10 protein-coding genes and 1 pseudogene are annotated in these 13,357 nt (G+C 62.7%); 6 read left to right on the top strand and 5 right to left on the bottom strand.

What is annotated here, in order from left to right:
* Nucleotides 1–152: 152 nt before the first annotated feature.
* Nucleotides 153–1,031: a LysR family transcriptional regulator gene (locus tag NKJ78_RS27625; protein ID WP_502901607.1), complete on the bottom strand. Its 879-nt coding sequence runs from the start codon at nt 1,029–1,031 to the stop codon at nt 153–155.
* Nucleotides 1,032–1,118: 87 nt separating this feature from the next.
* Here NKJ78_RS27625 and NKJ78_RS27620 point away from each other — a divergent pair, with 87 nt between their 5' ends.
* Entirely contained in the window at nt 1,119–1,718 is a 600-nt protein-coding gene (locus NKJ78_RS27620; RefSeq protein ID WP_023713906.1) for a LysE family translocator, read from the top strand.
* 153 nt (nt 1,719–1,871) lie between these two features.
* On the opposite strand, the pseudogene NKJ78_RS27615 reads toward NKJ78_RS27620, so the two are convergent.
* A pseudogene (locus tag NKJ78_RS27615) lies at nt 1,872–2,666 on the bottom strand (SDR family NAD(P)-dependent oxidoreductase).
* Nucleotides 2,667–2,847: 181 nt separating this feature from the next.
* Here NKJ78_RS27615 and NKJ78_RS27610 point away from each other — a divergent pair.
* The gene (locus NKJ78_RS27610) at nt 2,848–3,312 is read left to right on the top strand and encodes a MarR family winged helix-turn-helix transcriptional regulator (protein WP_023713908.1); all 465 of its coding nucleotides are present in this window, start codon (nt 2,848–2,850) and stop codon (nt 3,310–3,312) included.
* A gap of 29 nt (nt 3,313–3,341) precedes the next feature.
* Here NKJ78_RS27610 and NKJ78_RS27605 read toward each other — a convergent pair whose 3' ends face one another.
* Nucleotides 3,342–4,520, bottom strand: coding sequence for an MFS transporter (locus NKJ78_RS27605; RefSeq protein ID WP_023683782.1), 1,179 nt, complete (start codon nt 4,518–4,520; stop codon nt 3,342–3,344).
* A gap of 197 nt (nt 4,521–4,717) precedes the next feature.
* On the opposite strand from NKJ78_RS27605, the gene NKJ78_RS27600 reads away from it, so the two are divergent.
* Nucleotides 4,718–5,074 (top strand): ArsR/SmtB family transcription factor, encoded by a 357-nt coding sequence (locus NKJ78_RS27600; protein ID WP_023683780.1) that lies wholly within the window; start codon nt 4,718–4,720, stop codon nt 5,072–5,074.
* Between the two features lie 20 nt (nt 5,075–5,094).
* On the opposite strand, the gene NKJ78_RS27595 is transcribed toward NKJ78_RS27600, so the two are convergent.
* Nucleotides 5,095–5,565 carry a nucleoside deaminase gene (locus tag NKJ78_RS27595; protein ID WP_352460583.1) on the bottom strand — a complete coding sequence of 157 codons (471 nt, stop codon included), beginning with the start codon at nt 5,563–5,565 and terminating at the stop codon, nt 5,095–5,097.
* Nucleotides 5,566–5,741: 176 nt separating this feature from the next.
* Here NKJ78_RS27595 and NKJ78_RS27590 point away from each other — a divergent pair, with 176 nt between their 5' ends.
* From NKJ78_RS27590 to carB, 3 genes are all read left to right on the top strand, one after another.
* On the top strand, nt 5,742–6,518 hold the full coding sequence (locus NKJ78_RS27590; protein ID WP_352460584.1) for a metallophosphoesterase family protein: 777 nt from the start codon (nt 5,742–5,744) through the stop codon (nt 6,516–6,518).
* Nucleotides 6,519–6,732: 214 nt separating this feature from the next.
* Entirely contained in the window at nt 6,733–7,815 is a 1,083-nt protein-coding gene (locus NKJ78_RS27585) for an SH3 domain-containing protein (protein WP_352460585.1), read from the top strand.
* Between the two features lie 220 nt (nt 7,816–8,035).
* On the top strand, nt 8,036–11,539 hold the full coding sequence (carB, locus tag NKJ78_RS27580) for a carbamoyl-phosphate synthase large subunit (RefSeq protein WP_352460586.1): 3,504 nt from the start codon (nt 8,036–8,038) through the stop codon (nt 11,537–11,539).
* A 98-nt stretch (nt 11,540–11,637) separates the two neighbouring features.
* Here the strand turns inward: carB and NKJ78_RS27575 are convergent, their stop codons facing one another.
* Nucleotides 11,638–13,338 (bottom strand): AAA family ATPase, encoded by a 1,701-nt coding sequence (locus NKJ78_RS27575; protein ID WP_352562743.1) that lies wholly within the window; start codon nt 13,336–13,338, stop codon nt 11,638–11,640.
* Nucleotides 13,339–13,357 lie beyond the last annotated feature (19 nt).

Raw genomic sequence — 13,357 nt, 5'->3', positions numbered from 1 at the left:
TGTGGGGGGCCTCCGCCCCCGGCGCCGGGGTTGGGCCACACCACCACGGCCAAAAATTCTCCCCCCACCTATTACTCGGCCCCCCCCCCCCCCGTCCAGCTGCGCGCCACACCTCTCCCCCGATCGACGGGGGAGAGCAAATCCAAGTTCTGTTAAGCCGCCACAGCCCGCCGTTCCAGCCCATCCCTGATATACCGCGCGAACTCCTGCGCGGCAGGCGCCGCGCCAAACCTCGGCAAATGCAGATTGATGGAAAAATTCGGCAGCGGCGGCAGCCCGGCATCGAAAGGCAGGATGTCGAGGTCGGCGGGCACGGTGGAGGCCAGCCAGGCGGTGACGGCAAGGTCGGAGCGCACCGTCGCGGTCGTGGCATCGATGTTGCCGTTCTCGAACACGGTGCGCCATTCCAGCCCGTGCTCGTTCAGCGCCGACAGCACCACCGGGCGGAAGGCGCAGGTATCGGCGACGATCGACACCGGCAGCGGCCGCTTGGCGCGGGCGACGCCGCCCTTGGCTCCGACCCAGACCAGCCGGTCAATGGCCAGGCACTCACCGGCGGACGGGCCGACCCGTTCCTCGATGACGGCAAGGTCGATGGTGCCGGCCGCAAGAGCCGCGGCAAGGTCCGGCGAAGCCGCACAGAGCAGCGAAATCTCGACCTGCGGATAGGTCTCGGCATAGGCCTTCAGCACCGGCGCCAGCAAGGTGCCGACAAGGTCATAGGGAACACCGAGCCGCACCTGGCCGGCGAACTCGGTGCCCGCCATCTCGGCCCAGATCTCGTCATTGAGGCCAAGCAACCGTTTGCCCTTGCCGAACAGCCGCTCGCCGGGCCCCGTCAGCCGCAAGCCACGCCGGTCGCGCTCGAACAGGCTGCAGCCGAGCGCTTCTTCCAGCCGCTTGATCTGCTGGCTTACGGCGCCTTGCGTCAGATGCAGCGCGTTCGCCGCCGCCGTCATGCTGGCCTTGTCTGCGACAGTGACGAAGGTGCGGATCAGCGCTGTGTCGAGGTTGCGGATCATGGTTGGCATTATATCTGCTAATGCCAACCATCGCAAACATTGCATTTACTGAAGTATGCAAAAGTCTACCGTAGGGCCTTCGATGAAGGACCCCTCATGTTGCAACCCATCTTTCCGCTCATCCTGTTTGCCTTCGTGGCTACCGTCACGCCCGGCATCGCCACCGCCCTGTCAACCGCTTCAGGCGCGCAGTTCGGTTTTCGCCGTTCCGTTCCCCTATTGATCGGCAGCGCTGCCGGCCTCGCCACCGTGACCGCTGCTGCCGCCGCCGGGCTAGCCGGTCTGCTGCTGGCCATGCCTTCGCTGCAACTGGCCATGAAAATCATCGGCTCGCTCTATCTCATCTGGCTGACAATCAAGATCGGCCGCGCCGGGCCGCCTGATTTCGATGTGGCGATGGCAAAACCCAACAGCTTCTTCGGCGGCGCCGGCATTCAATGGATGAACCCGAAGGGCTGGTCGATGGGACTGGGGGCGGCGGCCTCGTTCGCAGCCCTTGCCGACGGGCCGGGACAACTCGCGTTGCTGCTCGGCTCGACCTTCGGCCTCACTGCAGCCGTCTCGCTGTCGATCTGGTGCGTGGCGGGCATGGTGCTGGCACGGCTGCTCAAGACCGAATGGCAATGGCGCGCGCTCAACATCGTGCTGGCGCTGGTCCTGGCTGCGTCGATCATTCCGATGTGGTGGGGAGCGTAACCGCAGAGGTCGGCGCCAGTACCCCCACCCGGACCTGCGGTCCGACCTCCCCACAAGGGGGAGGTAGGGGAGCGCGCACTTACCCTCCCCCTTGTGGGGAGGGTCGCGAACGAAGTGAGCGGGGTGGGGTCCTGGTTCGCGAACCAGCTACTCTCAAGCCGCGTAGCGGGCAGCCGGCTTGTCGGCGTGCAGGCTGCCATAGAAGACTTGCCTTGCGCCGAGGAAGGTGTCGAGCTTAGCTGCGTCGGCCAGCGCCGGCACGGTGACGGCTTCGCCCCTGGATAGGCCCACAAGCGCGGCATCGACCATATCGTCGGCGGTCATGATGATCTCCTTCGGCAGATTGTCGATATCACCGCCGGCAAGCTCCCAGAAATCGGTGCGGGTCGCGCCCGGCAGCACCGCCTGCACCTTCACATTGGTGCCGGCGACTTCGCGGTGCAGGGCCTCGGTGAAGTTGACGACATAGGCCTTGGTGCCGCTGTAGATGCCGCCGAACGAGGTATCATAGGCGAGCACAGAGGCGATGTTGACGATGGCGCCGCGGTTGCGCGCAAGAAGCCCCGGCAGAACGGCGCGGGTCAGGCGGGTCAAGGCGATGACGTTGACCTTGATCATGCGCTCGGCCTCGTCGGCGTCGGCCGTTGCCACCACGGCCTGGCCACCAATGCCGGCATTGTTGACCAGCAGCGTGACGCTATCGTCGGCTGCGATCGCTTACTCGACGCCGCGCACATCATTGTCTTCGGCGAGGTCGGCGGCAATCACGCTGACCTTGCGCTTGTAAGCATATCGCAGCTTTTCAGCCAGTTCCTCCAGCCGGTCGGCGCGCCGCGCTACCAGCACCAGATCGTAGCCTTGCCCGGCCAGCCGGTCGGCATAGACCGCGCCGATGCCGGCAGATGCGCCGGTGACGACTGCGGTACCCTTGTTGTCCTGTCCACTCATTGTCCTGTTCCTTTTTTCTGCCCGGCGAGACAGGTCGATGAACCCTCGTCCCGCCCTGATCTCCAGTTAGTGGCATATACCACTTTCTGGGAAGTAGGCATATACCACCATCTTGTCAACGGAGGCGGCAGAAACTATTTCTGCGGCAGGCCGGCAGCGGTTTTGCCGGCAAGGAGTCGTGATGAGCAAGACCGCGCTGCCGGGATTTAGCCTTTGCAACAACGCCACGCTGCGGCGGGCCGCGCGCAAGCTCGGCCGCTTCTATGACGATGTAATCTCGCCTTCGGGTCTGAAGGGCACGCAGTACGGCCTGCTCTACCAGATCCATGTCAGCAACGAGCCGGCGATGGGCACGATTGCAGAAGAGATGGTCATGGACCTGTCGGCCCTCGGCCATACGCTGAAGCCGCTGATCCGCGACGGCTATGTCGACACCTTCGCTGACAAAGACGATCGCCGCGTCAAGCGGGTGCGGCTGACGCCGCAAGGCCAGACCAAGCTCGAGGAGACGACGCAATTGTGGAGCACTGCTCAGCAGCGCTTCGAGGCGCTGTTCGGCCCGCAACGAGCGGCAGATCTGCGCGCTATGCTGGATGAAGTCGCGGCGCTGGAATACGACGTGCCGGCGGCCGCCCCTTCAAGCTGAAAGAGCGGCCGCCGGTCCTTTGCAAAGATCTATTCGGCCGGCATGGCGACCGGCCGGGCCGCCCAGCGGCCGGCCAGCACCACCCCAAGCCCGATCAGCGGGAAGATGGCGGCGACCAGGCCGAGATCGGCCGGCACGCCGTAGCGCAGCACGGCGCCGCCGACCACAGCACCCAGCGCCACGCCGAGATAGAGCGCCGAAGCGTTGAGCGACAGCACGATCGGGGCGGCGTCGGGCGCCAGCTTGATGATGCGGCTGGCCTGCGCCGGCGGAAATGCCCAGCCAACCATGCCCCACGGCACCATCATGGCCATCAATGCCGGCCCGGCGAGATGCTGCGGCAGGAAGGTCGGGATGACCGAGAGCATCACCAGCATGACGGCGCTCAGCGCCAGCGACCAGCCGACGGTGCGCGTCGCACCAAAACGGTCGGCCGCCTGGCCGCCGGCTATGTTGCCGATGACGGCGCCGACACCGAAGGCGAGCAGCATGCCGGGCAGCGCAATCGGGCTGAGGCCGCCGCTCTGGATGGCCAGCGGTGCGATATAGGAAAACACCGAGAAGGCGCCGATGAGGGCAAGAGCGGTGGTCAGCAGGATCGGCATGACTCCGGGGCGCAGCGCCGCGGCCAGCCGCCGCCTGAGCGGCAGCTTGGTACCGACAATGCCGCGCGGCAGCCGGTACCACAGGATGGCGCCGACCAGCGCGCCGAGCCCGGCAATGGCAAAGAAGGTCCCGCGCCAGCCGGCTATCGTGGCAACCAGCGCGCCGAGCGGTGCACCGAGCGCAACCGCCACCGTGGTTCCGCCGACGACGACCGCAATGGCCCGCGCCCGGTGGTGGTCATCGACCAGCGCCACCGCCGTGCCTTGAGCGGTCGCGGCAAACAAGCCTGACGACAGCGCCATGATGATGCGCGCAATGAGCAGCAGTTCGAAGGACGAGCTCAGCGCCGCCACCACATTGCCGATGACGAAGAACGCCAGCGTCCACAAGATGACGCGGCGCCGGTCCCACTCGCCGGTCAGCGTTGCCAGGATCGGGGTGCCGATGGCGTAAGCCAGCGCGAAGGCGGTGATCAGCGTGCCGGCGAGCGGAATGGAAATGCGGGCGTCGGTGGCGATGTCAGGCAGCAGGCTGGAGATGACGAAGCCTTCGGTCGAGATCGTGAACGATCCGAGCGCAAGCCAGAAGAGGCGCTTGTCCATTGGGGTAACCTTAGTTCAAAAGTTATTGAACAATTGGACATAACAGGGCATGATGTCAATGAAGCCAGACGAAAATAGCTGAAGCCTGCTGACAGCCCTGTGTCAGGACAGCCATTGGGCCAATCGCGAACGGACTGTGCATGCCCGCGAAACATGGACGCGTTGAAATCGCCACAGACTGTGCTTAGTTTCGGGCCATGACTTTGCCGCACCCCAATACGGACCAGATCAGCCTGCCGGTCGTGCTCGGCGTGCTTGGCGACCCGACCCGACTCGCCATCGTGCGCTATCTCGCCAGCAAGGAAGGCGTGCCGCTGAACTGCAGCCGGTTCCTCGACCTCGGCTCCAAGACCAATCTCAGCTATCACCTGGCCAAACTGCGTGAGGCCGGCGTCACCCGCGCCGAAGTGGCCGGCACCAATCGGATGATCACGCTGCGCCGCGCCGACCTCGACGCCCGCTTCCCCGGCCTGCTCGACAGCGTGATTGCGGCGGCCGGAGATGATCCGGCTCTGCCCATCGTCGGTGGCCACGACATCGAAATGCCGGCCTAACCGGTTTATAAGTCAAGGTCCTAGCGCTCCCAAAAACCGATATGCGGGGCGAGGAGCTCCTCGTCCATCTCGGGGAAGGGTCCGTGGACCTCGACCGGCTTCTGCCCGGAGCCGAGGACTGTGCGCGACGAGAGGTTCATCGTGGGATTCTCGGCGTGGTTGCCAGTCAGCGCGAGAAGCTTGGTCTCCTCGAAGCCGTAGACCAGCCGGCCGATATTGGCCCAGTAGAGCGTTCCCGTGCACATAGCACAGGGCTCGCCGGTTGTGACCAGCGTGCAGGACCAGAGGAAATCCGGCGGATAGGCGTCCGCGGCACGCCGAGAGAGCTCCGTTTCGGCGTGGCGCACGGTGTTGATGTTGCCTTGCCGCATCAGGATGCGATCGTCGGGGCCGACGAGCACGCTGCCGAAAGGATGATGCCCGTGCGCGGCAGTCTCGCGCGCGACGTCATTGGCGGCGCGGAGGTGGGCAACCATCTGGTCGCGGGTCATCGCCTGTCCTCCCCCGGATGAACTCTGGAACGGCGTGGACGCTAGCAGATGGAGTGCTTCCGCGATAGCCAGCTCCCGGCTGTCTCGAACGATCTCAAAGGCTTGATAATGAAGGCAGCGGCTTGATAGGAAGACGGGCCGCAAGCCTCAACGGCTGCACCAAGGGAGCCCGCCGCATGCGCATTGCCGTTCTCGCCGACATCCATGGCAATGTGCTGGCGCTGGATGCCGTGCTCGCCGATCTGGCGCGGCGCGGCGGCGCCGATCTCACCGTCAACCTTGGCGATTGCGTCTCCGGCCCGCTCTGGCCGCGCGAGACGTTTGAGCGGCTCGAAGCGCTCGACCTGCCGACGGTGCGCGGCAACCATGACCGCCGCGTCGCCGTCGATCCGGCCGACGATACGATGTGGGCTTCGGACCGCTATGCGCAGGAACGGCTGACATCAGCGCAGCGCGAAGCCCTGCTCGCCCTGCCCTTCACGCTGGAGATTGTTCCCGGCGTGGTCGCTTTCCATGCGCGGCCCGACCATGACGAGAAATACCTGCTCGACGCGATCGTCGATGGCCAACTGGTGCGCGCGCCGCTTGCCGCTATTCAGCGGCGGTTGCAGGGGCTGGACCCGGCCTGCCGCGTCGTGCTGTGCGGCCACAGCCACCGCGCGGAACTGGTCCGTATCCCCGGCGGTCCCTTCCTCTTCAATCCCGGCAGCGTCGGCGCCCCCGCCTATGAAGATGACACGCCCCCGGCGCATGTTTCGGAGCAAGGCAGCCCGCATGCGCGCTACGGCATCCTCACCTTGGATGGCGAAGAACCCGACCGTTTTGAGACCATCGCCGTCGACTACGACCACGAAGCGGCGGCGAGACAGGCCGCACAGGCGGGCCGACCGGAATGGGCGCATGCGCTGAGAACCGGCTTCATGCCCAAACCCTCTTGGCAAGGCTCCGCTTGACCGCATGGCTGCGCCCTGCCTCGGCCTCGCGGCACCAAACATCGGACGCATTTTCAGACTTACATGGCCGCGTATCGTCCCTTATAAAACCGCCTTGGCATACGGCAGGACTGCTGCCGCAAGGGTAATCGGCGCACTGCCAATGATGAGGCGCACAATCCGAACCATTTTGCATCGACTGACTGGCGCTCCGCTCCTGCGGGCCCCGTTGCTCATGGGAATGTTGCTCATAGGCCTGCTGCTGGTGAGCATGCCGGCTTATGCCGAGGACGCGCCTGCCGACATCGTTTCCATCGTGACCGAGCTCGGCCCAGGCGATCTCCTCAACATCCGCGCCACGCCGTCGCCTGTGGGCAGAACCCAGGCGCGCCTGCCGATCGGCTCGAGCGTCAGGAATTTCGGCTGCAACGAAGTGGACGGCCACCGCTGGTGCAAGGTCGAGGAGATCGACAATCCACTGGTCAAAGGCTGGGCGCCCGCGCGCTATCTTATCCCCGACAACCCGACCGTGGTCGAAGTTGACGCCGCGCCGCCCCAAGTGACCGCCAGCGCTGAAGCCGGCGGCCCGGCGCTCGCGCCCGACATGCCGACGCAGCCGGCCGACGTGGCCGCAGCGCCCCCGACAACTGCACCCGCCGCCTCTGCCGCTCCGGCTGCACCCACTCAGGCTCCACCCACCCCGGCTGCACCCGCGCCGGCCCCACTCGACCTGACGGAGCGCCTTGGCGGCACGGATCCAGGCGCACCGAAATCCGCCGCCGAGATCGGCAGGACCGCCATGCAGGATGCTTATGGCCTCGCCTTCGCAGCCAATGAAAGCCCGACGACGGGCGAGATCGCTGCCACGGAGGCTCCGGCGACGGAGACCACAGGGAAGCCGGTACAGGATTCCGCCGCGAATGCGGAAGTCGCACCAGATGCGACGTCCGCGCCGAGGGTACCATCCCCGACGCCACGGCCGGACCAGGCCAAAGCTGCGACCGCTACGCAAACCGTTGCACGGCTGGAACCCCCGCCCGCCCTCGGCGCCGCCGCCGAGATCCCCTGCGCGCGCTATGTCGGTCAGCCGATGACCCGCTGCGCCGTCAACATCGTCCACAATGGCGCCGACAAGGCAGACATCACCGTGACCTGGCCCGATGGCGGCACGCGCGCCATCTCCTTCTCTGCCGGCATGCCGGCCAACTCGGATTCGCCCAGCGAGTTCCGCTTCACAAGGGAAGGCAGCCTCAACATGATCCGGATCGGCGCTGCCGAGCGGTTTGAGATTACGGATCAGCTCGCGCTGGGGGATTAGGTGTTAAGCAGTAGGGATAGGCAATAGACGGCTTAACCTCGCTCCTGCCTGATCCCTGCTGCCTGATCCCTACTGCATAGCCTCATTTTCGGGGTTACATCTCCCAAAACTCTTCCCTATAAGGCCCTCCTAGCCTGATACCAGAATCGCAAGCACAACCGGCCGGGTCTTCCCGTCCCGGTTTTTCGTGCAAGCCGCTCGCCGAACGGAACTCACAACGATGCCAAGACGCACCGACATCAAGTCGATCCTGATCATCGGGGCCGGCCCCATCGTCATCGGCCAGGCCTGCGAGTTCGATTATTCCGGCACACAGGCCTGCAAGGCGCTGAAGGAGGAGGGCTTTCGCGTCATCCTGGTCAATTCCAACCCGGCCACCATCATGACCGACCCGGAACTGGCCGACGCCACCTATATCGAGCCGATCACGCCTGAAGTCGTCGCCAAGATCATCGCCAAGGAGCGGCCCGACGCGCTGCTGCCGACCATGGGCGGCCAGACCGCGCTCAATACTGCTCTGTCGCTGCGCCGCATGGGCGTGCTCGAACGCTACAATGTCGAGATGATCGGCGCCGACGCCACGGCGATCGACAAGGCTGAGGACCGGGCGCTGTTTCGCGAGGCGATGAAGAAGATCGGCCTGGAAACGCCGAAGTCGATGCTTGCCAATGCCACCGATGTCAAGAACGCCGACCGCAAGACGCACGAGGCCGAGCGCGCCGCCGTCAAGGCCGAGGCGCCTGCCGACCTCGATGCCGCGCTCGACGCGCTGGAAACCCGCTGGAACCTCGGCGAAGGCGACCGCAAGCAGCGCTACATCAGCCATGGCATGGCGATTGCCGCCCAGGCGCTCGACCATGTCGGCCTGCCCGCCATCATCCGCCCGTCCTTCACCATGGGCGGCACAGGCGGCGGCATCGCCTACAACCGCGCCGAATTCTACGACATCGTCCAGTCCGGGCTCGACGCCTCGCCGACCACCGAAGTGCTGATCGAGGAAAGCGTGCTCGGCTGGAAGGAGTATGAGATGGAGGTCGTCCGCGACAAGGCGGACAATTGCATCATCGTCTGCTCGATCGAGAACATCGACCCGATGGGCGTACACACCGGTGACTCGATCACCGTCGCCCCCGCGCTGACCTTGACCGACAAGGAATACCAGATGATGCGCAACGCCTCGATCGCGGTGCTGCGCGAGATCGGCGTCGAGACCGGCGGCTCCAATGTGCAGTTCGCCGTCAACCCGGCCGATGGTCGGCTGGTCGTCATCGAGATGAACCCGCGCGTCTCGCGCAGTTCCGCTTTGGCTTCGAAGGCGACCGGCTTCCCGATCGCCAAGATCGCGGCCAAGCTCGCCGTCGGCTACACGCTGGACGAGCTGGAGAACGACATCACCGGCGGCGCCACGCCCGCCTCCTTCGAGCCAAGCATCGATTACGTCGTCACAAAAATCCCGCGCTTTGCCTTCGAGAAATTCCCCGGCGCGGAGCCGGTGCTGACCACCGCCATGAAGTCGGTCGGTGAAGTCATGGCCATCGGCCGCACGTTCCAGGAATCGCTGCAGAAGGCTTTGCGTGGACTGGAAACCGGCCTGACTGGTCTCGACGAAATCGAAATCCCAGGCCTCGGCCACGGTGCCGTAGCTGCCAACCACGCCGACGACCGCAACGCCATTCGCGCCGCGCTCGGCACGCCGACGCCCGACCGGCTGCGCATGGTGGCGCAGGCGATCCGCATGGGCACCTCGCTGGAAGACGTGCACGCAATGTGCAAGATCGACCCGTGGTTCCTCGAACAGATCGCCGGCATCGTTTCCATGGAAGCCCGCATCCGCGAGCACGGCATCCCACAGGACGCCGTCAATCTGCGCATGCTGAAGGCGATGGGCTTCTCCGATGCCCGCCTCGCCTCGCTGACGAAGACCGACGCCGAAGTGATTGCGAAGATTCGTGAAAAGCTCGACGTTCATCCGGTTTATAAGCGCATCGACACGTGCGCCGCCGAGTTCGCCTCGCCCACCGCCTACATGTACTCGACCTATGAAGTGCCCTTCGCCGGCGCGCTGGCCAATGAAGCGCAAGTGTCGTCGCGAAAAAAAGTCGTCATCCTCGGCGGCGGTCCCAACCGCATCGGCCAGGGCATCGAGTTCGACTATTGCTGCTGCCATGCCGCCTTCGCGCTGCGCGACGCCGGCTATGAAGCGATCATGATCAACTGCAACCCCGAGACCGTCTCGACCGACTACGACACCTCCGACCGGCTCTACTTCGAACCGCTGACGGCGGAGGACGTGCTGGAGATCCTGCGCGCCGAACAGGCCTCGGGCGAACTGGTCGGCGTTATCGTCCAGTTCGGCGGCCAGACGCCGCTGAAGCTGGCCGATGCGCTGGAGAAGGCCGGCATCCCGATCCTCGGTACGTCACCCGACATGATCGATCTCGCCGAAGACCGCGACCGTTTTCAGAAGCTGCTGCACAAGCTGAACCTGACCCAGCCGAAGAACGGCATCGCATATTCGGTCGAGCAGGCCCGCCTCGTCGCCGGCGAGCTCGGTTTCCCCTTGGTGGTGCGCCCCTCCTATGTGCTCGGCGGCCGCGCCATGCAGATCATCCATGACGAGGGCATGCTGCAGTCCTATCTGCTCGACACCGTGCCTGGCCTGGTGCCGGAGGACATCAAGCAGAAATACCCCAACGACAAGACCGGCCAGATCAACACGCTGCTGGGCAAGAACCCGCTGCTGTTCGACACCTATCTCTCCGGCGCCATAGAGGTCGATGTCGACTGCCTCTGCGACGGCACGTCGACCTTCGTGTCGGGTATTCTCGAACACATCGAAGAGGCCGGCATTCACTCGGGCGATAGCGCCTGCTCGCTGCCGGTGCACTCGCTGCCTTCCGAGCTGGTCGACGAGCTGGAGCGACAGACGGCGGCCCTTGCCCGCGCGCTCAATGTCGGCGGCCTGATGAACGTGCAGTATGCGATCAAGGATGGCACGGTCTATGTGCTGGAGGTCAATCCGCGGGCATCGCGCACCGTGCCCTTCGTAGCCAAGACCATCGGCCGGCCCATCGCCAAGATTGCCGCACGCGTCATGGCCGGCGAAAAGCTGGAAGACGCCTTCGCCCATTACGGCGCGATGCCCGACCCGAGAAACCCCGGCCACATCGCGGTCAAGGAAGCCGTCTTCCCCTTCGCCCGTTTCCCCGGCGTCGACATCCTGCTCGGCCCCGAAATGCGCTCGACCGGCGAGGTCATGGGCCTCGACCGCGACTTTGCGCTCGCCTTCGCCAAGAGCCAGCTCGGCGCCGGCGTCGATCTCCCCCGCTCCGGCACGCTGTTCGTCTCGGTGCGCGACGAGGACAAGGCCGGCATCCTGCCGGCGGTCAAGCGCCTCGCCGGCCAGGGCTTCAAGGTGCTGGCGACATCCGGCACGGCCCGCTTCCTCGCCGAAAATGGCGTCGACGCCCAGAAGATCAACAAGGTGCTGGAGGGCCGGCCCCACATCGAAGACGCCATCCGCAACCGCCAGGTCCAGATCGTCTTCAACACGACGGATGGCCAGAAGGCGGTATCGGACTCGAAGTCCCTGCGCCGCGCCACGCTGATGCAGAAGGTGCCGTATTATACGACGCTGTCGGGCGCCGCGGCGGTGGCCGAGGCGATTACGGCGCTGAAGGCAGGGAGCCTGGAGGTCAGGCCGCTGCAGGAGTATTTTGCTTGAGGCAATTAGCTCTCTTCTCCCCGTTCAACGGGGAGAAGGTGCCGGCAGGCGGATGAAGGGCAGCGCCACCACCCAGATGAGCTCCCTGAGGGTGTCCATCACTGATTTTCTCTGCGGCGCGGAAATATCCTATTTGCTATCGTCAATAAGCTGTCATCACGTATCAACTCAGAACCCGTTCCTACGGTCAGGTTTGCACCGACGCGCTGGCGATAAATATCTCGAATTTTCTTAAGCAGTTTCTTTCCCGACATATTGGCACGAGGGTCATCATTCACCCTTTGCCTCATGTCTCGCGCTAAAGCTCCTACGTTTACTCGTCCATTTCCCTGTTTGCGTTCCCAATCTAACCGGGAATTGAGAGCATGCTCGTATGCGTCCTCGCGAATCTCCTCGATCGCCTGATTGAGAATTTCCGTAAACTGAGCCTCGTTCTGTAAGTTGTTTAGAGCCGAAAGGTAGCGCGGATTCAGCAAGTGGGATTCGATATCGACACCAGTTGTCACAAATGAATCACACTGCATCTCCCGAATTGACGTTTTCCACGCTTCGACTTCCATGGGGTCAAGGAAGTCGCGATCCCTATGAATCACAAGGCGGGCGCCCGATATACGTCGAGTATGATCCGCTATAGTCCTAAGATTATGTAACTCCGTTACACCGCCATAGGGAAGAATCAACGTTCTTTCCATATCAAATCCACTAGACGCCAATAATGTAACGATACTTCTAGTTATTTCATCCTCGGTTAATAATATAGCATCGTAGTTCTTTGTTCCAATTCTCTCCTTCAAATCGAGAGCGCCCGAATCCATTAGTATGTCAATCTGGTCGTCGCGGGAAGCCGGAGCCGCAGCACCAGACTGAACCCAAATATATCGAGCAACGCCGGAAAGCGCATCAACTATGTGTCGAGAATGGGTCGTGATAACAATCTGAGTTCCTAAATCCTCAGTTATTCTAAATAGAAGATTCGAGATTATCCTTTGATTGTTCGGATGAAGATGGGAGTCTGGCTCATCAAGAACAATTAGGCTCGGGCGGAATCTATGAAGATAACACAGTATCTGAACTGCCTGTAGGAATCCGGTTCCGCAAAGTTCAATAGGGATACTCGTGCCGTCCTTCTTAACGAATACATATATATATTCATCAATCTTTTGCTCAAAAATAACATCGATCTCGACACCAGGGAATACCTCAGCGAGGTCAACGAGAAATCTATTTCTATTATCTTCATTTGGCCAAAGCCTAAGGAGCATATTGCGAAGAATTACGTTCGCGTCACCCCGAGCAAGAGCCCGCAACAAAACTCCATCAGAAACAAACACCTCGCTCTTAGCGACACCCGCTAATCCCGGCGAGAATATGCTGAACGGATCATCTAAACTCGCTAATCCCACAGCGACTTCCGGATTCACAATTCGGGCTTGGACATTGTTGTTCTTACCTTTCGCAACTTCCAAGGAAAAAGTACGCCCATTCTCCAAGGTCAAATCAAACAAAATCGATCTATTTTCACCCTCCACCAATTTTCCACCTTGACCTAGGGCGTATGGATTAGACGCAGGAGAGTATATGATCTCATCCGGCCCTAGCGTCGCTATCAAAGGGCTTTTTCGCGTCCATTTCTTTGCCAGTGCGATGGACTGCAAGATCGATATGCAAAAATGGAGAGCTTGAATTATGCTGCTTTTTCCAGAATTGTTTGATCCAACAATTATGTTCAAATCAGATAGGCCTACACTGGTATCTTCGATAACCTTGAACCGGCGTATCCTGAAATTTTGAATTTTCATTGCTCGGCTCCAAAGAATC

It is taken from the genome of Mesorhizobium sp. M0037 (assembly GCF_040323635.1).
Classification (GTDB): domain Bacteria; phylum Pseudomonadota; class Alphaproteobacteria; order Rhizobiales; family Rhizobiaceae; genus Mesorhizobium.
This window is presented reverse-complemented; position numbering and strand designations above follow the sequence as displayed.

Bases quoted from the DNA above. Each gene is read 5' to 3' on its own strand.
- NKJ78_RS27625 (WP_502901607.1), bottom strand. From the start codon at position 1,031: ATGCCAACCATGATCCGCAACCTCGACACAGCGCTGATCCGCACCTTC.
- NKJ78_RS27620 (WP_023713906.1), top strand. From the start codon at position 1,119: ATGTTGCAACCCATCTTTCCGCTCATCCTGTTTGCCTTCGTGGCTACC.
- NKJ78_RS27610 (WP_023713908.1), top strand. From the start codon at position 2,848: ATGAGCAAGACCGCGCTGCCGGGATTTAGCCTTTGCAACAACGCCACG.
- NKJ78_RS27605 (WP_023683782.1), bottom strand. From the start codon at position 4,520: ATGGACAAGCGCCTCTTCTGGCTTGCGCTCGGATCGTTCACGATCTCG.
- NKJ78_RS27600 (WP_023683780.1), top strand. From the start codon at position 4,718: ATGACTTTGCCGCACCCCAATACGGACCAGATCAGCCTGCCGGTCGTG.
- NKJ78_RS27595 (WP_352460583.1), bottom strand. From the start codon at position 5,565: ATGACCCGCGACCAGATGGTTGCCCACCTCCGCGCCGCCAATGACGTC.
- NKJ78_RS27590 (WP_352460584.1), top strand. From the start codon at position 5,742: ATGCGCATTGCCGTTCTCGCCGACATCCATGGCAATGTGCTGGCGCTG.
- NKJ78_RS27585 (WP_352460585.1), top strand. From the start codon at position 6,733: ATGGGAATGTTGCTCATAGGCCTGCTGCTGGTGAGCATGCCGGCTTAT.
- carB (WP_352460586.1), top strand. From the start codon at position 8,036: ATGCCAAGACGCACCGACATCAAGTCGATCCTGATCATCGGGGCCGGC.
- NKJ78_RS27575 (WP_352562743.1), bottom strand. From the start codon at position 13,338: ATGAAAATTCAAAATTTCAGGATACGCCGGTTCAAGGTTATCGAAGAT.